Here is a 20,775-nt window from a genome sequence, read left to right as displayed (position 1 = left end):
GACGCGGGCGAGGTGATGGACTACCACGCCCTCAACGCCATGCTGAACCTGTACGGCCCCAACGGCGAGATCCAGTTCGACAAGGATCGCGAGGCCGCGCACCAGTACTTCCTGCAGCACGTCAACCAGAACACCGTCTTCTTCCACAACCTGGACGAGAAGCTGGACTACCTGGTCGACGAGAACTACTACGAGGCCGAGGTACTCGACCAGTACGCTCGCCCCTTCGTCAAGCAGCTGTTCCAGCAGGCCTACGCCAAGAAGTTCCGGTTCCCGACCTTCCTCGGCGCGTTCAAGTACTACACCTCCTACACCCTCAAGACCTTCGACGGTAAGCGCTACCTCGAGCGGTTCGAGGACCGTGTGGTGATGGTCGCGCTGACGCTGGCCGCCGGCGACGAGGTGCTCGCGAGCAAGCTGGTCGACGAGATCATCGACGGCCGCTTCCAGCCCGCCACCCCGACCTTCCTCAACTCCGGCAAGAAGCAGCGCGGCGAGCCGGTGAGCTGCTTCCTCCTTCGCATCGAGGACAACATGGAGTCGATCGGGCGCTCCATCAACTCCGCGCTGCAGCTGTCCAAGCGTGGTGGCGGTGTTGCCTTGCTGCTCAGCAACATTCGTGAGCACGGTGCGCCGATCAAGAAGATCGAGAATCAGTCGTCGGGTGTTATTCCGATCATGAAGTTGCTCGAGGACTCGTTCTCCTACGCGAACCAGCTGGGTGCGCGGCAGGGGGCGGGCGCGGTGTACCTGCACGCGCACCACCCCGATATCTACCGCTTCCTCGATACCAAGCGCGAGAACGCGGACGAGAAGATCCGGATCAAGACCCTGTCGCTGGGTGTGGTGATCCCGGACATCACCTTCGAGCTGGCGAAGAAGAACGAGGACATGTACCTGTTCTCGCCCTACGACGTCGAGCGCATCTACGGGGTTCCGTTCGCCGATGTGAACGTCAGCGAGAAGTACTACGAGATGGTCGACGACAAGCGGATTCGCAAGTCCAAGATCAAGGCGCGCGAGTTCTTCCAGACCATCGCCGAGCTGCAATTCGAGTCGGGCTACCCCTACATCATGTTCGAGGACACGGTGAACCGGGCCAACCCGATCAAGGGCAAGATCACCCACTCGAACCTGTGCTCGGAGATCCTGCAGGTCTCCACCCCCTCGGAATTCAACGACGATCTGTCGTATTCCAAGGTGGGCAAGGACATCTCGTGCAACCTGGGTTCGCTCAACATCGCCAAGGCGATGGACTCGCCCGACTTCGGGCAGACCATCGAGACCTCGATCCGCGCCCTGACCGCCGTCTCGGATCAGACCCACATCTACTCGGTGCCCTCGATCGAGCAGGGCAACAACGAATCTCACGCGATCGGCCTCGGGCAGATGAACCTGCACGGGTACCTGGCGCGTGAGCGGGTCCACTACGGTTCCGAAGAAGGCGTGGACTTCACCAACATCTACTTCTATACCGTTGTCTACCACGCGATTCGGGCCTCGAACCTGATCGCCAAGGAGCGCGGCACCGCCTTCGGTGGGTTCGCCGACTCCCAGTACGCCAGCGGCGAGTACTTCGACAAGTACACCGATCAGGCGTGGGAGCCCAAGACCGACCGGGTGGCGCAGCTGTTCGCCGACGCGGGCATTCGCATTCCCACACAGGAGGATTGGCGCGAGCTCAAGGCGTCGGTGCAGGAGTTCGGCATCTACAACCAGAACCTGCAGGCCGTCCCGCCGACCGGTTCGATCTCCTACATCAACCACTCCACCAGCTCGATCCACCCGGTGGCGTCCAAGATCGAGATCCGCAAGGAAGGCAAGATCGGCCGCGTCTACTACCCGGCCCCTTACCTCGACAACGACAATCTCGAGTACTACGACGACGCCTACGAAATCGGCTACGAGAAGATCATCGACACCTACGCCGCGGCCACCCAGCACGTGGACCAGGGCCTGTCGCTGACGCTGTTCTTCAAGGACACGGCCACCACTCGCGATCTGAACAAGGCGCAGATCTACGCGTGGCGCAAGGGAATCAAGACGCTGTATTACATTCGCCTGCGGCAGATGGCCCTCGAAGGCACTGAGGTGGATGGCTGCGTCAGCTGCATGTTGTGACGTAGATCACATCGGGGGCGACTTCCATTCGGAGGTCGCCCCTCTTGCTGTTCCGCCTCCCTTTCGGTTATGGTCACCCTGACTAATATTGGAGGTCGGGGAGATGGATCTGGTTTCGGCGCTGCAGCAGCCGTTGTTCACGGTGCTCGGGACGGCGGTGAGTTGGACCGAGGTGCTCGGGTTCGGCAGTGGGGCGCTGTGCGTGTGGTTGGTGGCGCGCCAGCACATCGCGAACTGGCCGATCGGGATCGCCAACAATGTGTTCTTCATCCTGTTGTTCACGCAGGCGGGGCTTTTCGCCGATGCGGGGTTGCAGGTCGTGTTCATCGGGCTGGCGGCGTACGGGTGGTGGACGTGGGTGCACGGCGCCTCGGCGACCGCGCCGCTGCCGGTGCGGCGCACCACCTCGACCGAATGGGTGGTGCTGATCGGGTGCGGGGCGCTCGGCACCGCGGCGATCACCGTATTGCTCGCGACCGCGACCGAGTCGACCGTGCCGTTCTGGGACGCGCTGACCACGGCGTTGTCGCTGATGGCGACCTACGGGCAGTGCCGTAAGCGACTGGAATCGTGGTGGTTGTGGATCGCGGCCGACCTCGTCTACATCCCGCTCTACGCGCACAAGGGGCTGTTCCTGACGGCCCTGCTGTACTGCGGGTTCCTGGTGCTGTGCGTGCGCGGGTTGATCGCGTGGCGCCGTGATGTGGTCGAGCGCGAGCCTGCGGTGGTGGCGGCATGACGCGGTTCGGGCACGGGCTGGTGCTGGGCAAGTTCTATCCGCCGCATGCCGGTCACCACCACCTGATCCGCACCGCCGCGGCCCGGTGCGAGCGGCTGACGGTGCTGGTCTGCGCCTCCTCGGTGGAGTCGATCCCGCTCGCCGACCGGGTGGCGTGGATGCGCGAAATACATGCTGAGCCAGGGGTTTCCGTGGTGGGTGCCATCGATGATGTGCCGATGGATCTCAACGACCCCGCCATCTGGGACGCGCACATGGCGGTGTTCTTCGCCGCCGTACCCGACCCGGTCGACGCGGTGTTCACCTCCGAGGTCTACGGCGAGGAGTTGGGCCGACGGTTCGGCGCCGCGGCGATCTGTGTGGACCCGCTACGGCAGCGCTATCCGATCTCGGCCACCGCGATTCGGCGAGATCCCCGCGCGCACTGGGACTTCCTGTCCGCGCCGGTCCGCGCCGCGCTGACCAAGCGGGTGGTGGTGCTCGGGGCGGAGTCCACCGGCACGACCACCATGGCCGTGGCGCTGGCCGAGCACTACGGCGCCGGCTATGTGCCCGAATACGGTCGCGAATACAGCGAGCAGAAGCTGGCCGCGCTCGGGCCGGGCGGGCACTGGTCCGAGATCGAGTTCACCGCACCGGAATTCCCGCTGATCGCCGCGCGACAGCAGGCCGCCGAGGATCGCGCCGCGCGCGCGACCGGTCCGCTGCTCGTCTGCGACACCGATGCCTTCGCCACGACGATCTGGCACGAGCGCTATCTCGGTGTCGTCCACCCCGACATCGTCGCGGCCCACCGCCAACACCTGTGGTTGCTCACCGACCACACCGATGTGCCGTTCGAGGACGACGGTCTGCGCGACGGCGAGCATCTGCGGCCCTGGATGACCGAGCGGTTCCGCGCCGAACTCGTCCGCACCGGCCGCCCGTTCGTCACACTGACCGGTCCGCGCGAACAGCGCCTCGCCACCGCGATCGCCGCCGTCGACGACTTGTTGGCTGCCGGGTGGGACCTCGCCGATCCGCTGCCGGATCACACCACAAGTGAACGGGCGCGCGCTTAGAGTTCGGCACAGTGTCGGGATGGTGGGGGGTGGGTGTGTCACAAGTGTGGTGGGTTGGCGGTGGTGAGGCGCCCAGTCTCGGGTGACGTGCGGGCGCGAGATGCTTCGGCCTTGTTAACGTGGCCGCGTTTTGCGAGGCACGGTGAGAGGGTACGGATGAGGCGCGCGTTCATGGCGATGGTGGCCGGGGGAGCGGTCGCGGCATCGCTCGTCGCATGCTCGGAGACCGAGCGTGCGGCCACGGTGTTGTTCGAACCGTGCGCGGGTGTCGGCGCGGCGGCGCTGGTGGCGGCGGGCGTCGACCCGGCGACGAAGGTGCAGGCCGGTGCGGCGGACGCGGGCTGGCAGACGTGCGAGTGGGCGGGCAAGGGCGCGCACCTGCGGATCTACTCGACCTCCCGAACCCTCGACGAGTTCGAAACCGAGTCCGGCCAAGCGGCTTTCACCGATTTCCCGGTCGCGGGCCGCACCGGCCGCCGCCTCCAGAATGCCGCCCCCGCCTCCTGCGACGTCCTGTTCCCCGCCGCCCAGGGCGCCCTGCGCATGGTCGTCGTCCACGACCCCGGCAACCCATCCCAAGACGCCTGCACCACCCTCCGAACCATGGCCGACTCGATCGTGCCGACCTTCCCCACCTAGGGGGTCAGCAACGCGGTGAAGGTGCTGAGCGCGGCGACCGTCCAGAGCCGCAGCAGGCACCCAAACCTCGGATGGCTCCCATCGGGATGACGCAGACGCAGCCCGAACAGCGCTTTGCCCGCGGTCGTGTGGGTGTGGCGCTGGACCACGACGCGATGCGTGAACGAGGCGCCGATCCAGGCCAGGAAGCCGACGGGGAGCGCCCAGCTCGAGCCGACCGAGTCCAGTGCCCACCACACGGCGACGCCGATGGCGAGGTGCGACACCACGTCGACCAGGAACGCGGGGACGATTCCCGCCCGTGGTCCCTCGGCCCGCAGATCGCAACGGAAGCGGTCAGGCGGATCGTCCGCCCGTCGCCCGAGCCGCAGGCTGCCATCCGCCCGGCGGCCGTATCGGCGCTCCAGCGCTGTGGTGTCGACCCGACTCTGATCACTCATGGCCGCACGCTAAGACTTTCGGCTTTCACCGACGTCGGCCGCACGCTGTCGGGTGGGCCGATGATCGGCTTCGGCGGCTCGGTCAGCCGTAGTACGGCCCGGGGTAGGTGGGCTGGGTCGGGGCGTGTTTGGCCCGAATCCACTGGGTCGTCGACGGCAGCAGGGCCAGCACGATGGTGATGATCGGGAAGATCACGCCGCAGCTGGAGCCCGGGGCGATCTCGCCGACCGCGGCGCCGAAGATCAAGCTCGCGAGGGAGCCGAGGATCGACAGCGCGCACCCGGCGACAACCACGCCGCGACCGACGATACTGCGCTGGAACAGCATGATCGCGCCGACCAGCAGAACCGCGCCGCAGACGATGAGCACGACACCGGTGATCATCACCGCCACCACCATCTCGTCGGTGCCACCCGCGTCCTCGAAGCCACGCTGGAAGTCGACATTGTTCCCGAGGGCCGCGAACATCACGACCATGAACAGGCCGAAGCCGAGATTGGCGAGTCCGCCGAGCAGGGCCAGGACGCCCGCGGTGATGCCGGTGCCGCCGCTGGGCGCGGGCACCGGCATCGGGTACGGCTGGTACGCGGGTTGCTGCTGATGCGGCGGAACACCGGGTTGGTACGGCCCGTACGGATTGCTCACTTGATCCGATCCCCCTCTGTGGAACTCGCCGTATCTTAGCGGCGAATCCCGGACCGCACGCAGTCAGCGAACCAGCGGGGATGCGACTACCTCAGGGCGGGGATCACCTCGCGTTCGAAGAGTTCGATGCCGGAGGTGTCGTAGGCGGCTTCGGGGAAGTTCAGGATCGCGTAGTCGAGGCCGAGATCCTTGATGGCGGTGAGGCGTTCGACGATCTGTTCGGGGGTGCCGACGGCGGCGCTGTTCGCGTACTGCTCGTGGACGCGGGCTTTGGCGTCGTCGGGGCCGAGGTAGGGGGTGAGGCGGTCGATGATGGCCGAGAGGCGTTCCTGCACTTCGGTTTCGGTGGTGCCGACTACCGCGTTGAAGTTCGAGCTGCGGGTGATGGCGGCGAAATCGGTGCCGACCTCGGCGCAGTGGGTGCGCAGGATCTCGGACTTGCGGGCGAACTCCTCGGGTTCGCCGCTGAAGTTGGTGTAGTCGGCGTACTTGGCCGCGATGCGCAGCGTCTTCTTCTCGCCGCCACCGGCGACCCAGATCGGAATCCCGTTCTCCTGCAACGGACGTGGGTGCACGATCGCGTCGTCGACCTGGTAGTACTTGCCGTCGAGGGTGGCCCGACCGGTCTGCCACGCCTGCCGGAAGATCTGCACGCCCTCGTCGAGGCGGCCCAGTCGTTCACCGGCGGAGGGGAACCCGTAACCGTAAGCGCGCCACTCGTGTTCGTACCAGCCGCCGCCGATGCCCATCTCCACCCGACCGCCGGAGATGATGTCGACGGTGGCGGCGACCTTGGCCAGGTAGGCGGGGTTGCGGTAGCTCACCGCAGTACACATCTGCCCCAGCCGCACCCGCGAGGTGGTGGCCGCGAACGCCGACATGAGCGTCCACGCCTCGTGGGTGGCCTCGTCGGTGGGGATGGGCACGGTGTGGAAGTGGTCGTAGACCCAGATCGACTCCCAGTCGGTGCCGGCGTCGAACCGCTGGGCCAGATCGCGCATCACCGCCCACTGGTCGGCCGGTTCGATGCCGACGAGGTCGAGCCGCCAACCTTGGGGGACGAAGATGCCGAAGCGCACAATTTCTCCTGAGTGTCTAGAACTCGAGCGGCGCCACTCGCCGCGGCTGTCGCTTTCCACTGTTCCACTTCTGCGCGCTCAGACAACTATTGCGCGCGCCCCGCGCCGAATCCCCGACCGGGGGTTATGTGCCGAAAGCCCTCCCGGTCGGAACCATCGCCGCCCCTATTGTGACCGGTGGTACGCGCGCCGAACGTGAAACCTGGGCCCAGCACCTGTAGGCTGCGGACAGAAGGGTGTGCCCGTAGCGGGTATGCCGGCCATTCCGCGGGTTGAGCTGCGGCGACTGTGAGGAGGTGGGGTTGCGATGCGCAACGAACCCCCCAGTCGAAGGCCGCGCGGCGTCGCCCCTTCGTCCTCGCATCACACTCGCTGATCCACCCGATCGGTCCCTGATGCGTGTCGGCCTCGGTGGTGGACGCCTCGCGGTGTGAACGAACCGTCATCCGTTCCACTTCTTCGCATCCTGTGCCACAGGTGTGCCCGCTGTTGCGTCAGAGGACTCTCTCATGTCGAACATCGATCTCGTAGAACCCCGTCACGTCCCCACTGAAACCGTTGTGCCCGAACAGGTTTCGCCGCAGCGCTCGGCCGTCGAAGATCACGCGGTCACCGAGGCGCTGGCGATCCTGTCCGAGTCGGTGCGTGACATCGTCGAAACCCATCGCGTGGCCTGTGGCGGGCCCGACTGGCTCGAGAACCGCCCGCCGCACGTCATCGCCGACGCGCTGGCCCGCATGGACGCCGTGCAGGCCGGGGTCGTGTTCCGCCTGCTCGACAAGGAACGCGCGCTGAGCGTGTTCGAGGAGCTCGAGCCGATCGACCAGCAGCAGATCCTGCAGGGCCTGCGCGAGAAGAGCTTTCGCGATCTGGTCGAGGCGATGGACCCCGACGACCGCGCCCGGATGCTGCACGAGGCGCCCGCCAAGGTCGCCAAGAAGGTCCTGGCCGGGCTGAGCCCGCGCGAGCGGCGGATGACGGCCACGCTGCTCGGCTACCCCGAGGACTCGGTCGGCCTCTACATGACGCCGGAAGTCGTTGCGCTGCCGGACAATTTGACCGTCGCGCAGGCACTGGGCGTGGTGCGGGCCAAGGGCGCCAACGCCGAGACCGTCTACACCCTGCCCGTGGTCGATCGCGGCCGCCGCCTCACCGGCATCGTCGAACTGCGCGAGCTGGTGCTGCACGAACCCGACGCGATGGTCGCCGAACTCGTGGTCACCGAACCGCCGTTCGTGCGCGCCACCGACTCCGCGGAGAAGGCCGCCCGGCTGATGAGTTCCACCAACCTCATCAACCTGGTGGTCGTCGACAGCGAGGACCGCGTGGTCGGCCTGCTCACCATCGACGACGCGATGGAGGTCCTGGAAGCCGCCGACAGCGAGGACGTGGCCAAGCAGGCCGGTTCGGCGCCGTGGGAGGGCCACTACATGGCCGCCAAGGTGTTCCAGCTGGCGCGCTACCGGGCGCTGTGGTTGATGCTGCTGCTGTTCGCGGCGACGCTGACGGTGAGCGTCACCGACATGTTCGCCACCACGCTCGAGCAGGCGGCGAGCCTGGCGCTGTTCATCCCGCTGCTGATCGGCGCGGGCGGCAACGCCGGCGCTCAGGCCGCGACGGCGTGCGTGCGCGCGCTGGCGGTCGGTGAGGTGCGGGTCTCGGATCTGTTCAAGGTGATCTGGCGCGAGTGTCGGGTCGGGCTGGTGCTCGGCGCCATGCTGGCCGCGGCCGGGCTGCTCATCGGCACGGTGTTCGTCGGGCCGAAGATCGCGATCGTCGTGTCCATCACCCTGGTGATCATCTGCGGGTGGGCCGCGACCATCGGCGGCACGATGCCGTTGGTGGCCAAGCGATTCCGCATCGACCCCGCGGTGGTGTCGGCGCCGATGGTGACCACCCTGGTCGACGCGACCGGGCTGATCATCTACTTCACCACCGCGAAACTGGTGCTGGGGATCTAACGCTCGGGGAACAGGGTGAGCGCCTGCGCCATGACGTCCTTGCCGACGTCGTCGGTGCTGGAGACCACCTCGACGACCGGGATGCGCCTGCCGAACGAGGTGGATTCGGCGGGCAGTTCCGGGCCGACGGCCGCGGTGTAGATCGGGATCGAGCTGTCGTAGACCGAGACCGAGCGGTGCACGGTGCGGCCGTCGATGTGGTCCTCGGTGCTGTTGGCGGCCAGGTACTCCGGCACGCGGTACTCGTAGCTCACGGTGATCTTCTCGCCGCGATAGTTGAACAGGCACTGGGTGAGGCGCTGCTCGGGGTCGGGGACCGCGCCGGCCAGCTTCGAGCGGACCGTGCACGGGTCGGCGCCGAGCAGCACGGTCGGTGCGGTGTCGGGGGAGGTGCCCTGGGCTGGTGACTGCAACCAGCGATCGACCATGCCCGGCATGAGTTGGTCGGCGACGGTGCACGGGTTCTTGCCCGGGGTGGACAGGCCGATATAGAAGGCCGCGCCCGCGGGGAAGAAGGCGGTCGCCCCGCATGCGCGCGGTTCGCCCTTGTCGCGGTCGGGCACCGTGCGCACACTCGCCGCGCCGACCTGGGTGGTGACGCCACGACCGGCCGAGCCCAACCGGGGCAGCAGGGTGGCGTGCCAGGTCAGGGTGGTGTCCTCGACGTCCTTGTTGCCGAGCACGGCCCGGCAGGAGTCCAACCCCACGGTCACGCTCTTGACCTGGCCGACCGTGGCGAGGGTTTCGCGCGGCAGCACCGCGCACACGTCGACCTGGCGGGTCGCCTGGGCGACCGCGTCGCTCTGCTGCGGATTCTGCGGCGCCTGCGACCAGAACTCCGGCGGCTGGGCCGGGATCACCGGCGCGGGCGGTGGGGGCAGCGTCGCGTAGTCGGGCGGTTTGCCTTCGTCGCCGTCGCCACCCCCGCACCCGGCACAGACGAGCAACGCGACAGCGGCCAACGCCATTCTGCGAACCATCCGCACCCCTGTCCTCGGCAGATCCGGGCCCGGACCCGCGCCCGCCCACCGAGTCTGCCCGCGTCGGCAACATTCACGCAAACATCGGCGCGGGTCGTTCTCAGAACGTTGTGCTCATGACTTCGGGTGGCGCCGCTCACCGGTGGGGTCGAGGGTGCTCGCCCATGTCGGGAGTCACTGTGCGGGCGATGGTGGCGCGGCGGCGCGCGTGCCGCACAATAGGGGCCGCGTGTGTGATGCGCTGGTACTGGTGATGCTGTTCGATTCGACGCGTGTCAACACAAGCTGTTGTGTCGGTGGGCGCTATCACCTACTAGAAGTAGTAGTGTTCGGGATGCGTGTACAGGTCTGGCGGAAGGGTGTGGAAGCGGAATGAAGCTCATCGATCGAGCGTCGGCCATCAACTGGAATCGGGTGCCCGATGAGAAGGACGCCGAGGTCTGGGATCGGCTGACCGGTAACTTCTGGTTGCCCGAGAAGGTCCCGGTGTCCAACGACATCCCGTCGTGGAACACGCTGACCGCGGACGAGAAGCAGCTCACCATGCGGGTTTTCACCGGCCTGACGCTGCTCGACACCATCCAGGGCACCGTCGGCGCGGTCTCGCTGATCCCCGACGCGATCACCCCCCACGAGCAGGCGGTGTACACCAACATCGCGTTCATGGAGTCGGTGCACGCCAAGAGCTACAGCTCCATCTTCTCCACCCTGTGCTCCACCAAGGAGATCGACGAGGCGTTCCGCTGGTCGGAGGAGAACCGCAACCTGCAGCGCAAGGCCGAGATCGTCCTGTCGTACTACAACGGTGACGACCCGCTCAAGCGCAAGGTGGCCTCCACGCTGCTCGAGAGCTTCCTGTTCTACTCCGGCTTCTACCTGCCGATGCACTGGTCCTCGCGGGCCAAGCTCACCAACACCGCCGACATGATCCGGCTGATCATCCGCGACGAGGCCGTGCACGGCTACTACATCGGCTACAAGTACCAGAAGGGCCTCGAGCAGGTCACCCAGGCCGAGCGCGACGAGCTCAAGAACTACACCTTCGAGCTGCTCTTCGAGCTCTACGACAACGAGGTCGACTACACCCAGGACCTCTACGACGAGGTCGGCCTCACCGAGGACGTCAAGAAGTTCCTGCGCTACAACGCGAACAAAGCGCTGATGAACCTCGGCTACGAGGGCCTGTTCCCGAAGGACGAGTGCGACGTGAACCCGGCCATCCTCTCGGCCCTTTCCCCCAACGCCGACGAGAACCACGACTTCTTCTCCGGCTCGGGTTCGAGCTATGTCATCGGCAAGGCGATCAACACCGAGGACGAGGACTGGGAGTTCTGAGACGCCCCCGCACGGACCGGTGAATTCGCGGGCGAGCTGGACTCGCCCGCGAATTCACGTTGATGGGGGTCGTCGGTGATCGGGGCTGACGCTGCTGACACCGGCTAGTTGGTGCGCGGGAAGCCTTGGGCCGCTACCGCTTCGGCTGACCATCCGGGGGTCTCGGCATGAAGCGCGATAATGAACCGATGCTCGACCTCGTTGATGGTGATGTCGGTATGTCGCGGCATCTTTCCAAGGCATTGAAGATACTCGCGGAGAGCACGAGCGACCGTGATCTGAAAAAGCAGTTGCAAGAAATCCGCGATGGGAAGGGGAGCTTGCGTGATCTCGCACGAAGTGAGGGCTTGGCGCGTCTCAGCGACGCGGTAATGCCGTCAGTTGTCGCGGACATCGCGAAAAAGACTCCGCAGGAGCTGCAGGAGCTCGCGAACGCGGGCGAAGCGGTACTCGAACGCTACCGCAGCAACGGCCCAGGGGGCGAAGCCACCCAGGAAACCGAACACAGCGAAGCGCCCGCGCAACCGCAGACGACCCAGGTACATGCCGTGTCGCCCAGCCCCGCTGAGCCCGCGAGCCACCTTATCCCTGGAACGCGCAAGCCTAACCGCGACCGCGTCGTCACACCCGATGAACTAGACGACGACGAAAGCTACTACCAGGAGCGCAATCGGAACGGATGGTTGCGGTGAGCTATCAGCGGCAGTACACGGCTGAAGGCGACGCAAGGATTGGCATACGCCGATGCCAGAAGCCGCTGCCGCTGACTCGCATGCTCTATCTCAAAGATGATCGGCGCACCGTCGAACCGCTGGAGCTCGAGATCGCTGAGCAACTTCCGGACGTGTGCAGCGCGCATGGACAGTCAGCGGTCTCCCGCAAGCCCATTCGGGTCATTTTCTATGACACGAAGCGTCACCCCCGATCGCCGCATGCGAGTGCCGAGGGGCGGCCGCCGCGCATCGCACCGATCTCGACAATCCTTGTCGGCCAGTGGCCGGTGTGCGATCGGTGCACGCAGGCCGGGCGAAGAAAACGCCAAGTCGCTCGGCTCCTGATCGCGGTCATGGTTGCGAACTTTGCCGTACTGACGGTCTTGATCGCGGCGGCGTGGGCTGGCTTCAAGGCTGACTTCGCCTATGTGCAGCCGCTGATTTGGGGCTTCTTTCCTGGCTCTGTGCCGATCGGGATGGTCGTGGCGGTGTGGTTGTACAAGCGTGAGTCGGAGCCGGTGACATTCCGTCCGATCGACGGCGACGAGTTCGCGTTTGTCCGCGCGCATCCCAAATTTCGGGCAGCGTTGCCATCGGGGGGCGGTGACTGAGCCTTCCGAGTAGCGGCGTGTCGCGGTCAGGTCGTTCGGCGGTGTCGGTGGTGCAGCAACACCAGGGCAGTCGCGACGATCGCGCTGGTCCGCCACGTGCCGTCGCCGGTCCAGTCGATGACCGCGTCGAGCAGACCGGAGTGAGCGCGCAATGCGGTCACGTCGTGCGTGCGGCCGGGTAACACCGGCGAGGTCCAGATCGGCCATCCATCCGGGGCGGTGACAACCTGGATGTTGCCGCCGTGGGCGTGATGTTTGCGGATCAGTGTTCCGTCGAGTGAAATATGCTCGTGTCCAGCAGCTTTCGCTGCTAGAAGAGCGTTGTGCAGCGATGGCGCTCGCGCGGCGAGGGTGTCGATCACCTCGTGGAGCGCGTCGTATGCGGTAGTCAGGCCGATTCCGTTGTCCAGAAGCGAGTTGCTCGACTCGGGTGGCGTCGCAGAACCAGCGCAACGCGAGCACTGCCTGCTCCACGCAGGTCAGCGCACGCCCGACCCGCTACTCGGAAACGCTCATTCGCCGAAGAGTTCGGTGGCCGTGGACGGCGGCACTCCGCTCAGTCGCGGTAGTCCCGAACGCAAGATCGACCAGATCGTGCTCCGCACTCGGGCTCCGTTGTGCCAGTGGAACTTCAACCTTTCGATCTGTTCTGAGTCCCGAGCATCGCTGGGTAGACCCCCGCGCTCCGAGCCTCTGCGGCGCGGATTCGCTCGTGAACTCCGGTGGATCGGGCGGTTCTGGTTGGCTGGCGGGTGGTCAGGCTGTGTGCACTACACTGCCCCGTGGATTGTTGTCGCACGCGAGGGGTGGGGATGAGGCGCGTTCTCGGGTCGTTGGTGATCGGTGTTGTTGTGGCCGGGGTGCTGGTGGGGTGTGATGGTGAGTCGGGGACGCCGGTGGCGACCAGTAGTGCTCCGGTTGCGTTGTGGGATCCGTGTTCGCAGATTTCCGATGATGCGTTGCGAGTGTCGGGGGTTGATCCCGCGACCGAGGAGAGTGGGATCGGTGGGGTGCATCAGTCGGGGTGGGAGATGTGTACTTGGAAGGGCGACAAGTACCACCTCACGGTGTTTTCCACTGGTCGTACGGTGGCGGAGTTCGAGCAGAAGCCGGGTTACGTCGACTTTCGTGATGTGACGTTCGCTGGTCGGACCGGTCGGCAGTACCGGGTCGAGGGAGCTTCGATGGACCTCGCGTGCGATGTGGTGTTTTCCGCACAGCAGGGCGTTGTGGGGATCGGCATCTTGAACAGTCCCGTCCTCGAACCCGAAGAGCTTGATGACCCGTGTTCGTATATGCGGCAGGTCGGCGAGGTTCTTGTACCGATGTTTCCGAACTGATCTGGGGAGGACAATGTGAGCGAACAAACCGCATACAGCCAGCTACTGGCACAGGCCAAGGCAGGGGAGGTCTACCTGGATGATGAAGCCGCCGCTTACCACTGTTACAAGGCGTGTGATCTGCGGTTGAGTGACCTTCGTGAACTGCTCACGCTCGCGCGCAATGCCGAGCGTGTCACCGGTTTCGGCGACTTCAACATTGGCCGCGACCTCGAGAAGAAGTTCCTCCTCCAGGCAACTGGCGAACCGAATTCCATCGACGCGGTGATCAGGAAAGATATCGAGGTCGTCAAAGAGCTGCGTGAGGTCTTCGAGATCTCCTTCCGCCGCATCACCGGCCAGGACGTCGCCAACGCCGATGCCCTCGCCTACCCCACCGAGCAGCTCGGCTGATGTACCCGGCCTCGAATCCGAACCCGTTCATGCGCGGTACCACCGAGATGGACGGTCTCGGGGCACGCATGATGAACGGCCTGACCAACCTGATCGGCGGCGGTGAGCCCGAGGACACCGTCGATGCCGCGACCGTGCAGGACCGCTACAACAACCTGCGCGACTCGGTCCGTGGTCGGGTCGGAGAGCTCGGCTACGACGGCGCCTACCGGCCGCTGGAAGTGCTCAGCCCCGAGGATTTCGAGGGTGATGTCGCGGCGCTGCGGGCCAAGGTCGACAAGATCGATCTCGCGGCGGTGCGCAATCTCAGCGATGCGTGGAAGAAGATCACCGAACGAAACTCGACCTCGCTCACCGACTTTCAGAGCCAGATCGCGCGCGGCACCGACCCGCAGGTGTGGCGCGGCGCGACGGCCGACGCGGCGGCGCAGACCGTCGCCGACTATCAGGCGATGGGCGCGCGCGTGAGCTCCGCCTCGGCGCTGACCGGCAACAAGATCGACGAGTTGCTGACCGGGCTCGAACCGACCAAGGAACTCGTCCCGCACGCCCCCGAGCACCGCAGCGGGATCGACAACGCCCGCTCGTGGGTGGTCGGGCGGGGGTGGCGCAACGACGATGTCGCCGAAGCGAACGCGGCCACCGAGGCGCGTCGGGTCCTGCGCACGGTGTATGCGCCGGTGGTACGTGAATCCGATGCCGACGTGCCGGTGATTCCGCTGCCGAAGCCGATCGGATCCGACGGCGGCGTTCCCGACGGCGGTGGCGGCAACGGCGGTGGCGGCGGTTCTACCGGTGGCGCCGGGACTCGGCCCGCGAGCGAAACTCCTGACGGCACACAGCCCGCCACGGTGATACCCGACGAAGGCCAGAACGCGCCGCAGAATTCGCAACAGCCCGACGACACCACCCAAGACCAGGATTCGCAGGATCCCGGCGGTGACACCACGCCGCAATCGTCCCCGGAGACCGCCGCCGCGGGAACTCCCAACACCCCGACCACCCCCAACGTCGGCTCACCCGGCGGCGGCCCGGGTTCCGGCCTGGGCGCCGGTGGCGGTGCCGGCGCGGGCGGAAGTGGTGGCGGATCGCCTGGTGCCGCGGTGCCGGGCACTCCCGGTTCCGGCCTGGCCGCGGCCCGTGCGGGAGCGGGCACAGCGGCCGGTTCGAGCGCGGGCCGAGCCGGGATGGGCGGCATGGGCGCACCCGGTGCCGGACGCGGCAAGGGCGAGGACGAGGAAGCCAAGGGCGTCCCCGACTACCTCATCAACCAGGCCAACGGCAACGAACTGACCGGCCTGGACGACCTGCCCAAAACCGTGCCCCCGGTGATCGGTAGCTAGGAGTTCCCATGATCCGATCCTGGCGTTTCAGCGCCCTGGAATTCCGCACGCTGTGGGAGGTCACCGGCCGCGACGTGCTCCCGTACCCGCTGCGGCAGGAAGCGCACTCCGACGTGATGCAAGCACGTCAGCGAGCAGCCGAAACCCTTGCACCGCAACTGGATTCCGAACTCGAACATGCCGTGCGCATCCTGCTCGCACCGCAGGCCAGAGTCGAACTCGCCGGTTTCGCGGGCCGCACCCGGACAGCGGGCGCGCACGGCGCGGTCCTCGACGATCTCGCCGCGGCGGCGGTGCAGCAGCCAGGGCCCGACGGCACCGGCGGTGAGGTGACGCTGACGCTGTCGGCCGCTGACGAACTGGCCGAGCGCGTGCTCGCCGCCCTTCCCGACCGGGCGGCAGGCACCGGCGACCCGATCGCGGTCACCGCCGCCGTCCTCGACGAACCGCGTCCACCGGTCCGCGACCCGTGGCGACCGACCCCACGCGAACAGTTCGAGCACTTCTTCACCCGCCCGATGGACGCCATCTACCACATCGGCGTCTACCACTACGGCAGCGTCGACAACCGCCACACCGAGGGCCGCGACGACTTCCAACTCCACGATGTCACCGACAACGGCCGCTACGTCGTCTACGGAAACCGCACCCTCACCGTCAAACCCGCTGCCCCACACCGTGTTTCCAAGACCCTGTCCATCATGATCACCGAATCCGTCACCGCCACCCGCGACGGCACCTACCTGCCACACTGAATCACCGAGGGGATAGTCAGATGTCCAAACCGTTGAAGGTCGAGCCTGCGGCTCTCAGTTCGATGGCTGACGAGTTGGCAACTCTGGCCGGGGAGAACATCCGGGCGGAGAACTATGTCAAGGAATGGGTCAGTCCATCCGGAAATGCCGGTGGAAAGATTCTGTCGCATGTGACCGTGGCACTCGAAAGTCTGGAGCGGGACCTGATCGCCAATTACGCCAGGCTCAGCCGGGTCATTTCCGGATCATCGATACAGCTGGGCAATGCCGCGACCATGTACAAGACCACCGACTATGAGTCTGCGGCGGCGCTCGATCGAACCTATCCTGGAGCCGCACAATGAGTGATCAGCCCGTAGCAAATCTCGTGACGCCGGAGAAATCCGATCCTATCCCGGATCTCGTAGAGCTCGTGATAAATGGTAATGGAGTTTCGCTGTCCTATCGGATCAACTATCTTATAATGACGTTGACGTCGTTCGATCTGTTGGCGCTGATAACAAACGATCTGGCTGGCGACTGGTCGGAGTTGCAGAAGTCGGGACAGGCTGTTGCGAATCTGGCGCAATACAACAAGGATCTGGCATCAACGATCGAAGTTGCGACAGCGGTTATGCGCAATGGGTGGGAAGGTAATGCGGCAGACAACGCGGGAGAGTATTTCTCGACGCTGGCAACCACCTTGTCCGCTCAGGTAGAAACGCTCAACGGTATTTCTGATGAGATCGCTAAGTGCGCGTCCGCCTCGTATAATCTGGCGGCGCTCGCTGCTGGAGCCGTGCAAGAGGCAATCGACATTAGCGTCGTCATACTGGCGCTCATCGCGGCATCCATTGCCTCGAAGAGCAGCGTAGTCGCCGCGCCGGCCTCCCTCGGTGTCGACGCTGTAATAGCGGCGCAAGTAGTTCGACTAGGGCTGGCGATCTATAAAATAGTCGGATTCCTCAGCAAGATATTCACCACAGTCCAGGCTGCCGCCGGATTTGTGGAAGCTCTTCAGGCAGACATAGATTTCACCAAGCTCATCGAACTGCCGGAAAGTGGATACAAGCACGCCGGGGTGAGTGTGTGATGCGCGAGCCGGAAGTGATGATCGATGCGGCGCGCGGTGACGTCGGACTGTCACGTCAGCTCGGGGATGCCCTGAAGTTCCTGGCGGCTAATACGACGGACGTGGATCTCAAACAGCAGATCGGTGAGATATCCGCAGGCCGAGCCAGTTTACACAGCCTGATGCTGTGCGATGGCTTCAATGCGCTGGTCGATCCGGCTGTGCAGGGCGTCGGCCAGGAACTGGCGGCCAAGTCAGAAACCGAGTTACGGGCCCTCGCGGCTGGGGGTGAAGCAGTGCTCGAGCGCTATCGCAATATCGTGCCAGAGCCGGATTCGACCCCGGTGGCTGATTTTGAACGGGATGAACTGGGCCGCACGGGGTATTTTACCGGAGAAACCGATTCGAGGCCGGTGGTGCCGGGGACTCGGAAGCCGAATCGCGACCGACTCGTGGGACCGTCCGACGACTTCGATGAGGACGACCGCTATTTTCGGGATGCGAACGACCGGGGATGGTTGGTTTAGCACGGAATGAGCGAGAGAACAGGACCCTCTGAAGGGTGGATCGCCCTTGTCGACGACCTGTCGTTCCCGATGTTCGCCGGGGTGGTGCCGCTGTTGCGGTTTCCCGCTGTCTGTGTTCCACACGGTGCACCGGCGGTGGAATACAGTGAAAGTCAGCATTTCTTCAGCTACTCGTCGCTGCATGATGACCTACTCGAGCACACCATCGGGAACTATTTCTTCCGGACTCGGGCACCCAAGGACTCGCAGCCCTTCAGTTCGCGTCATCGTGAGTGGCCCGACGCGCGGCTGCGCTGCGCGTGGCCGCTCTGCGAGCAGTGCCGCCGCCGATATCGGCGGTTTGTGAGCGCACGCCGGACGTGCCTGTGGGTCGCCTTCGCGGCCTTCGCGCAGTTCGGTGTCCTCATCGCCTTCTTTGCCGAGGAATCGCAAGGATCCGGATTGGTACTGTCGCTCGCCATTTTCCTGGTCGGTGCCGCGATCGCGGGAACGGTCGCGATGGGGTTCGGTCGGCGGGCGGTCGATGTCGGCACTCTCAGGATCACCGAGGATCGCGGGTTGGCTGTCGTCACCGCCCACCCGAACTTCGTGACCGCGCTGGACGCGGCGCACCGGCGCTATGTGGGAGACGACAGCGCGGGATAGTCGCACCGCGTCACCCTCGCCATCGCACCGGTCAGGGGCTGGCAGGGTCGGTGTGGAGGTTCAACGATCCCAGGGCGCGCGCAAGGACGGGTCGTCGAAGGCTTTGCTCGCCTGTCGGTAGAGGTTGCCGATGCGGTGTTCGACCTGTTTGCGGTCGGACTCGGAGATGTCGGCCTCGCCCAAGCGGGAAGCCGCGTTGGCTACGGCGTGGAAGACCAGGGTGGGCTTGCCGTCGACGATGTCGGCGACGGGGAACTTGTAGTCGGCCTCGGTCGCCGGGTTGCCGCCGGGCTTGCGGTACAGGTAGATGCTCGCCATCTTGAGGGCGTCGCCGTCGGCCCATTTCAGGGCGTCGTGCTCGGCTTTGGGGCCGCTCCACTTGTGGTCGCGGGGTGCCCATGGCAGGTCGAGATCGGCGGCGTTGTCGGACGCGGGTGGGACCTGGTTCTCGGAGTGCTGAGCCATGTTTTCCTCCTCGAGCGCTGGGCGGCGGAGCAACGACGCCGAACGGGGGCGTTGTCATGGATCGCTGTGCGCCATGATAGCAATCACGTATTGTCGCTGTATGGCGACAATCGAGGTGTTTCGGCCGGACGACCTCGGCCCGGCGCTGCGCGAGGCGCGGATCGCCGAGGACATCACTCAGCAGGCGCTGGCCTCGCTGGCCGATGTCGGTCGCCAATGGCTCAACGCGTTCGAGGCGGGGCAGAAGAGTTCCGCACCGTTGGACATGGTCATGCGGGTGATTTCCGAGCTGGGAGTCTCGGTGACACTGTCCCAGCGAGCACCGACCCCCGCGCCCGGTATCGATCACGAACCCATCGATCTCGATGCCCTCCTCGATGGCAGGCAGCAATGACCGACGAGCACACTCTGCACGTAGTCATGAACGGCCGCGTCATCGGCGACATTCAGCGCACCGGCCGCCGCGGAATGCGGCTCCGCTACGCTGATGAGCTGTCCGGAAATTTCACGCCGCTGTCCATATCAATTCCCGGCCCCGTCGGGCGTTACCGGGAGAGCGCTCGCGCCTTGGCTGGAGGGGGTGTCGGCGGTGGTGATCCACCGGTCGAGGAGCGCGCCACGGGGCAGCAGTTTCGTGGGGAATTCCCAAGGGAAGGAACGGAGTTCGCCGCAGTCGATGTCGTGCTGAACGGCCTGGCTTCCAGCGTCGATTTCGACGGGCGTGCCGTGCTACTTACTCTGGATCATCGCCGCGTTCGGCGGTGGACTGCTGCTGTTCGCCCTGCTGGTGGTCGGCGGGACCTGGGCGATCACCCACCGGTTGGCCAGATCTAGTCGGTGACGTAGCCGTTGAGGCTGGTGCGGAGGTCGGTGAGGATGGCGTGGGCGGCGGTGAGGCCGGTGGTGTGCCAGATTTTGTCGTCGACGGCGAAGACGCGTTTGTCGGTGGCGGCGCCGAGTTCGGTGAACTGGTCGGAGCGTAGGACTTTTTTGCCGTTGGCTTCGCCGTCGGGGCCGTCGAACATCACGTAGATGATGTCGCCTTCGGCTTTGGTGGCCAGGTCGGCTTCGGTGATGTCGAAGGAGGGGCCGCGCTGGGCGGTGGGGCGGGCGACGCCGACGTCGGACAGGATCTGGGCGGCGAAGGTGTCGGTGCCCTGGACCTCGATGGTGTCGGGGGTGAAGCGCAGGATCGAGGCCTGGGACTGGCTCGCGTTGAGGGCGGGGCCGAGGTCGCGGGCTTGGGTGAGGTAGTCGCGCAGGGCGGTGTCGGCGGCGGCGCTGCGGTTCATGCCCGCGGCGTAGGCGGCGAAATCGGACTGCCAGCTGGTGCCGTCGCCGATCAGGACGGTGGGGGCGATCGCGCTCAGGGCGTCGTAACCGCCTGCGGCCGGGGCGATGTCGCCGAGGATCAGGTCGGGTTTCAGCTCGGCGATGCGGGCGGGATCGGGCTGACCGAGCGGGCCGACCGAGGGCACCTTCAGCACGCCGTAGCCCAGGTACATCGGTTGCGGGCGGTCGCCGTCGAGGGTGACCGCGCCCGCGACCCGCTCCCACAGGCCCAGCGCGCAGGCCGCGTCGAGCGCGGAGGTGGTGAGCACGACGATGCGCTGCGGGTCGGCGGGCACCTCGGTGACACCGGCGGTGTGGGTCACCGACCGGGGCGCACCGGAATCGGGCGCACTGGGCAGCGGGCACGCGGTCGCGGTGTCGCGGTCGGCGCCGACCACGCCCGCACCGGCGATATTGGTGGTGGTGCGGATGATCGTGCTCGCGTCGTCGTGTTTGTCCGCGCAGCCCGCGGTGACCAGCGCCGCGCACAGCAGCGCGGCGGCCGCGACGACACCGCGCGAGGCAACGGCGGCGGTGCGGCGGTTTCGGGTGCGGTTTCGGGCGCTCACCGGCATGCGCACGAGGGTAACGCGTGCGCA

The 20,775-nt window shown here is 65.9% G+C and carries 24 protein-coding genes and 1 pseudogene; 18 read left to right on the top strand and 7 right to left on the bottom strand.

Annotated features, from left to right (window positions below; all coding sequences use genetic code 11):
• Nucleotides 1-15 precede the first annotated feature (15 nt).
• The 4 genes from nrdE (at nucleotide 16) to ACFP3H_RS08205 (ending at nucleotide 4,560) form a co-directional block, all read left to right on the top strand.
• On the top strand, nucleotides 16-2,121 hold the full coding sequence (gene nrdE, locus ACFP3H_RS08220; protein ID WP_378602620.1) for a class 1b ribonucleoside-diphosphate reductase subunit alpha: 2,106 nt from the start codon (nucleotides 16-18) through the stop codon (nucleotides 2,119-2,121).
• A 103-nt stretch (nucleotides 2,122-2,224) separates the two neighbouring features.
• Nucleotides 2,225-2,860, top strand: coding sequence for a nicotinamide riboside transporter PnuC (gene pnuC, locus ACFP3H_RS08215; RefSeq protein WP_378601910.1), 636 nt, complete (start codon nucleotides 2,225-2,227; stop codon nucleotides 2,858-2,860).
• On the top strand, nucleotides 2,857-3,921 hold the full coding sequence (locus tag ACFP3H_RS08210; protein ID WP_378601907.1) for an AAA family ATPase: 1,065 nt from the start codon (nucleotides 2,857-2,859) through the stop codon (nucleotides 3,919-3,921). The genes pnuC and ACFP3H_RS08210 overlap by 4 nt, the downstream gene beginning before the upstream one ends.
• A gap of 156 nt (nucleotides 3,922-4,077) precedes the next feature.
• Nucleotides 4,078-4,560 (top strand): DUF3558 family protein, encoded by a 483-nt coding sequence (locus ACFP3H_RS08205; protein WP_378601904.1) that lies wholly within the window; start codon nucleotides 4,078-4,080, stop codon nucleotides 4,558-4,560.
• On the opposite strand, the gene ACFP3H_RS08200 is transcribed toward ACFP3H_RS08205, so the two are convergent.
• From ACFP3H_RS08200 to ACFP3H_RS08190, 3 genes are all read right to left on the bottom strand, one after another.
• Entirely contained in the window at nucleotides 4,557-5,000 is a 444-nt protein-coding gene (locus ACFP3H_RS08200; RefSeq protein ID WP_378601901.1) for an RDD family protein, read from the bottom strand. The genes ACFP3H_RS08205 and ACFP3H_RS08200 overlap by 4 nt on opposite strands.
• Nucleotides 5,001-5,082: 82 nt before the next feature.
• Nucleotides 5,083-5,646 (bottom strand): hypothetical protein, encoded by a 564-nt coding sequence (locus ACFP3H_RS08195; RefSeq protein WP_378601898.1) that lies wholly within the window; start codon nucleotides 5,644-5,646, stop codon nucleotides 5,083-5,085.
• 86 nt (nucleotides 5,647-5,732) lie between these two features.
• Complete coding sequence (locus tag ACFP3H_RS08190) at nucleotides 5,733-6,725, bottom strand: LLM class F420-dependent oxidoreductase (protein WP_378601895.1); 993 nt, start codon at nucleotides 6,723-6,725, stop codon at nucleotides 5,733-5,735.
• A gap of 509 nt (nucleotides 6,726-7,234) precedes the next feature.
• Here ACFP3H_RS08190 and mgtE point away from each other — a divergent pair.
• On the top strand, nucleotides 7,235-8,686 hold the full coding sequence (mgtE, locus tag ACFP3H_RS08185; protein WP_378601892.1) for a magnesium transporter: 1,452 nt from the start codon (nucleotides 7,235-7,237) through the stop codon (nucleotides 8,684-8,686).
• Here mgtE and ACFP3H_RS08180 read toward each other — a convergent pair.
• A complete protein-coding gene (locus tag ACFP3H_RS08180; protein ID WP_378601889.1) occupies nucleotides 8,683-9,666 on the bottom strand; it encodes a peptidase in 984 nt (327 codons plus the stop codon). The genes mgtE and ACFP3H_RS08180 overlap by 4 nt on opposite strands.
• 372 nt (nucleotides 9,667-10,038) lie before the next feature.
• Between ACFP3H_RS08180 and nrdF the strand changes: the two genes are divergently transcribed.
• From nrdF to ACFP3H_RS08165, 3 genes are all read left to right on the top strand, one after another.
• The gene (gene nrdF / locus ACFP3H_RS08175; protein ID WP_378601886.1) at nucleotides 10,039-11,001 is read left to right on the top strand and encodes a class 1b ribonucleoside-diphosphate reductase subunit beta; all 963 of its coding nucleotides are present in this window, start codon (nucleotides 10,039-10,041) and stop codon (nucleotides 10,999-11,001) included.
• Between the two features lie 167 nt (nucleotides 11,002-11,168).
• On the top strand, nucleotides 11,169-11,693 hold the full coding sequence (locus tag ACFP3H_RS08170) for a hypothetical protein (protein WP_378601883.1): 525 nt from the start codon (nucleotides 11,169-11,171) through the stop codon (nucleotides 11,691-11,693).
• On the top strand, nucleotides 11,690-12,325 hold the full coding sequence (locus tag ACFP3H_RS08165; protein WP_378601880.1) for a hypothetical protein: 636 nt from the start codon (nucleotides 11,690-11,692) through the stop codon (nucleotides 12,323-12,325). The genes ACFP3H_RS08170 and ACFP3H_RS08165 overlap by 4 nt, the downstream gene beginning before the upstream one ends.
• A 107-nt stretch (nucleotides 12,326-12,432) precedes the next feature.
• On the opposite strand, the pseudogene ACFP3H_RS08160 reads toward ACFP3H_RS08165, so the two are convergent.
• A pseudogene (locus tag ACFP3H_RS08160) lies at nucleotides 12,433-12,814 on the bottom strand (transposase family protein); the annotation flags it as partial.
• Nucleotides 12,815-13,137: 323 nt separating this feature from the next.
• Between ACFP3H_RS08160 and ACFP3H_RS08155 the strand changes: the two are divergent.
• Genes ACFP3H_RS08155 through ACFP3H_RS08120 form a run of 8 tightly spaced genes read left to right on the top strand, consistent with a single transcriptional unit; the run spans nucleotide 13,138 to nucleotide 18,379 of the window.
• Nucleotides 13,138-13,665 carry a DUF3558 domain-containing protein gene (locus ACFP3H_RS08155; RefSeq protein WP_378601877.1) on the top strand — a complete coding sequence of 176 codons (528 nt, stop codon included), beginning with the start codon at nucleotides 13,138-13,140 and terminating at the stop codon, nucleotides 13,663-13,665.
• A gap of 15 nt (nucleotides 13,666-13,680) precedes the next feature.
• Nucleotides 13,681-14,058 (top strand): hypothetical protein, encoded by a 378-nt coding sequence (locus tag ACFP3H_RS08150; protein WP_378601874.1) that lies wholly within the window; start codon nucleotides 13,681-13,683, stop codon nucleotides 14,056-14,058.
• The gene (locus tag ACFP3H_RS08145) at nucleotides 14,058-15,401 is read left to right on the top strand and encodes a hypothetical protein (RefSeq protein ID WP_378601871.1); all 1,344 of its coding nucleotides are present in this window, start codon (nucleotides 14,058-14,060) and stop codon (nucleotides 15,399-15,401) included. Before ACFP3H_RS08150 ends, ACFP3H_RS08145 begins: the two co-directional genes overlap by 1 nt.
• An 8-nt stretch (nucleotides 15,402-15,409) precedes the next feature.
• Nucleotides 15,410-16,156, top strand: coding sequence for an ESX secretion-associated protein EspG (locus ACFP3H_RS08140; protein ID WP_378601868.1), 747 nt, complete (start codon nucleotides 15,410-15,412; stop codon nucleotides 16,154-16,156).
• Between the two features lie 20 nt (nucleotides 16,157-16,176).
• Complete coding sequence (locus ACFP3H_RS08135) at nucleotides 16,177-16,500, top strand: type VII secretion target (protein WP_378601865.1); 324 nt, start codon at nucleotides 16,177-16,179, stop codon at nucleotides 16,498-16,500.
• Complete coding sequence (locus tag ACFP3H_RS08130; RefSeq protein WP_378601862.1) at nucleotides 16,497-17,228, top strand: hypothetical protein; 732 nt, start codon at nucleotides 16,497-16,499, stop codon at nucleotides 17,226-17,228. The genes ACFP3H_RS08135 and ACFP3H_RS08130 overlap by 4 nt, the downstream gene beginning before the upstream one ends.
• Nucleotides 17,228-17,734, top strand: coding sequence for a hypothetical protein (locus tag ACFP3H_RS08125; protein WP_378601859.1), 507 nt, complete (start codon nucleotides 17,228-17,230; stop codon nucleotides 17,732-17,734). Before ACFP3H_RS08130 ends, ACFP3H_RS08125 begins: the two co-directional genes overlap by 1 nt.
• Nucleotides 17,735-17,740: 6 nt before the next feature.
• On the top strand, nucleotides 17,741-18,379 hold the full coding sequence (locus ACFP3H_RS08120; RefSeq protein WP_378601856.1) for a hypothetical protein: 639 nt from the start codon (nucleotides 17,741-17,743) through the stop codon (nucleotides 18,377-18,379).
• Between the two features lie 60 nt (nucleotides 18,380-18,439).
• Here ACFP3H_RS08120 and ACFP3H_RS08115 read toward each other — a convergent pair whose 3' ends face one another.
• Nucleotides 18,440-18,844, bottom strand: a complete 405-nt coding sequence (locus tag ACFP3H_RS08115) for a hypothetical protein (protein WP_378601853.1) — start codon at nucleotides 18,842-18,844, stop codon at nucleotides 18,440-18,442.
• A gap of 100 nt (nucleotides 18,845-18,944) precedes the next feature.
• Here ACFP3H_RS08115 and ACFP3H_RS08110 point away from each other — a divergent pair, with 100 nt between their 5' ends.
• Nucleotides 18,945-19,238 (top strand): helix-turn-helix transcriptional regulator, encoded by a 294-nt coding sequence (locus ACFP3H_RS08110; protein WP_378601850.1) that lies wholly within the window; start codon nucleotides 18,945-18,947, stop codon nucleotides 19,236-19,238.
• Nucleotides 19,235-19,678: a hypothetical protein gene (locus tag ACFP3H_RS08105; RefSeq protein ID WP_378601847.1), complete on the top strand. Its 444-nt coding sequence runs from the start codon at nucleotides 19,235-19,237 to the stop codon at nucleotides 19,676-19,678. The genes ACFP3H_RS08110 and ACFP3H_RS08105 overlap by 4 nt, the downstream gene beginning before the upstream one ends.
• Here the strand turns inward: ACFP3H_RS08105 and ACFP3H_RS08100 are convergent.
• Nucleotides 19,675-20,751 (bottom strand): ABC transporter substrate-binding protein, encoded by a 1,077-nt coding sequence (locus ACFP3H_RS08100; protein WP_378601844.1) that lies wholly within the window; start codon nucleotides 20,749-20,751, stop codon nucleotides 19,675-19,677. The genes ACFP3H_RS08105 and ACFP3H_RS08100 overlap by 4 nt on opposite strands.
• Nucleotides 20,752-20,775 lie beyond the last annotated feature (24 nt).

The organism is Nocardia lasii, assembly GCF_042658545.1.
Taxonomy (GTDB): domain Bacteria; phylum Actinomycetota; class Actinomycetes; order Mycobacteriales; family Mycobacteriaceae; genus Nocardia; species Nocardia lasii.
This window is presented reverse-complemented; position numbering and strand designations above follow the sequence as displayed.

What these genes read in the sequence shown, in the direction of transcription:
- ACFP3H_RS08100 (WP_378601844.1), bottom strand. Translation starts at nt 20,751, where the DNA reads ATGCCGGTGAGCGCCCGAAACCGCACCCGAAACCGCCGCACCGCCGCC.
- ACFP3H_RS08145 (WP_378601871.1), top strand. Translation starts at nt 14,058, where the DNA reads ATGTACCCGGCCTCGAATCCGAACCCGTTCATGCGCGGTACCACCGAG.
- ACFP3H_RS08125 (WP_378601859.1), top strand. Translation starts at nt 17,228, where the DNA reads ATGCGCGAGCCGGAAGTGATGATCGATGCGGCGCGCGGTGACGTCGGA.
- ACFP3H_RS08170 (WP_378601883.1), top strand. Translation starts at nt 11,169, where the DNA reads ATGAAGCGCGATAATGAACCGATGCTCGACCTCGTTGATGGTGATGTC.
- ACFP3H_RS08140 (WP_378601868.1), top strand. Translation starts at nt 15,410, where the DNA reads ATGATCCGATCCTGGCGTTTCAGCGCCCTGGAATTCCGCACGCTGTGG.
- ACFP3H_RS08180 (WP_378601889.1), bottom strand. Translation starts at nt 9,666, where the DNA reads ATGGTTCGCAGAATGGCGTTGGCCGCTGTCGCGTTGCTCGTCTGTGCC.
- ACFP3H_RS08120 (WP_378601856.1), top strand. Translation starts at nt 17,741, where the DNA reads ATGAGCGAGAGAACAGGACCCTCTGAAGGGTGGATCGCCCTTGTCGAC.
- ACFP3H_RS08155 (WP_378601877.1), top strand. Translation starts at nt 13,138, where the DNA reads ATGAGGCGCGTTCTCGGGTCGTTGGTGATCGGTGTTGTTGTGGCCGGG.
- ACFP3H_RS08200 (WP_378601901.1), bottom strand. Translation starts at nt 5,000, where the DNA reads ATGAGTGATCAGAGTCGGGTCGACACCACAGCGCTGGAGCGCCGATAC.
- nrdF (WP_378601886.1), top strand. Translation starts at nt 10,039, where the DNA reads ATGAAGCTCATCGATCGAGCGTCGGCCATCAACTGGAATCGGGTGCCC.
- ACFP3H_RS08130 (WP_378601862.1), top strand. Translation starts at nt 16,497, where the DNA reads ATGAGTGATCAGCCCGTAGCAAATCTCGTGACGCCGGAGAAATCCGAT.
- ACFP3H_RS08205 (WP_378601904.1), top strand. Translation starts at nt 4,078, where the DNA reads ATGAGGCGCGCGTTCATGGCGATGGTGGCCGGGGGAGCGGTCGCGGCA.
- ACFP3H_RS08110 (WP_378601850.1), top strand. Translation starts at nt 18,945, where the DNA reads ATGGCGACAATCGAGGTGTTTCGGCCGGACGACCTCGGCCCGGCGCTG.
- pnuC (WP_378601910.1), top strand. Translation starts at nt 2,225, where the DNA reads ATGGATCTGGTTTCGGCGCTGCAGCAGCCGTTGTTCACGGTGCTCGGG.
- nrdE (WP_378602620.1), top strand. Translation starts at nt 16, where the DNA reads ATGGACTACCACGCCCTCAACGCCATGCTGAACCTGTACGGCCCCAAC.
- mgtE (WP_378601892.1), top strand. Translation starts at nt 7,235, where the DNA reads ATGTCGAACATCGATCTCGTAGAACCCCGTCACGTCCCCACTGAAACC.
- ACFP3H_RS08115 (WP_378601853.1), bottom strand. Translation starts at nt 18,844, where the DNA reads ATGGCTCAGCACTCCGAGAACCAGGTCCCACCCGCGTCCGACAACGCC.
- ACFP3H_RS08135 (WP_378601865.1), top strand. Translation starts at nt 16,177, where the DNA reads ATGTCCAAACCGTTGAAGGTCGAGCCTGCGGCTCTCAGTTCGATGGCT.
- ACFP3H_RS08105 (WP_378601847.1), top strand. Translation starts at nt 19,235, where the DNA reads ATGACCGACGAGCACACTCTGCACGTAGTCATGAACGGCCGCGTCATC.
- ACFP3H_RS08210 (WP_378601907.1), top strand. Translation starts at nt 2,857, where the DNA reads ATGACGCGGTTCGGGCACGGGCTGGTGCTGGGCAAGTTCTATCCGCCG.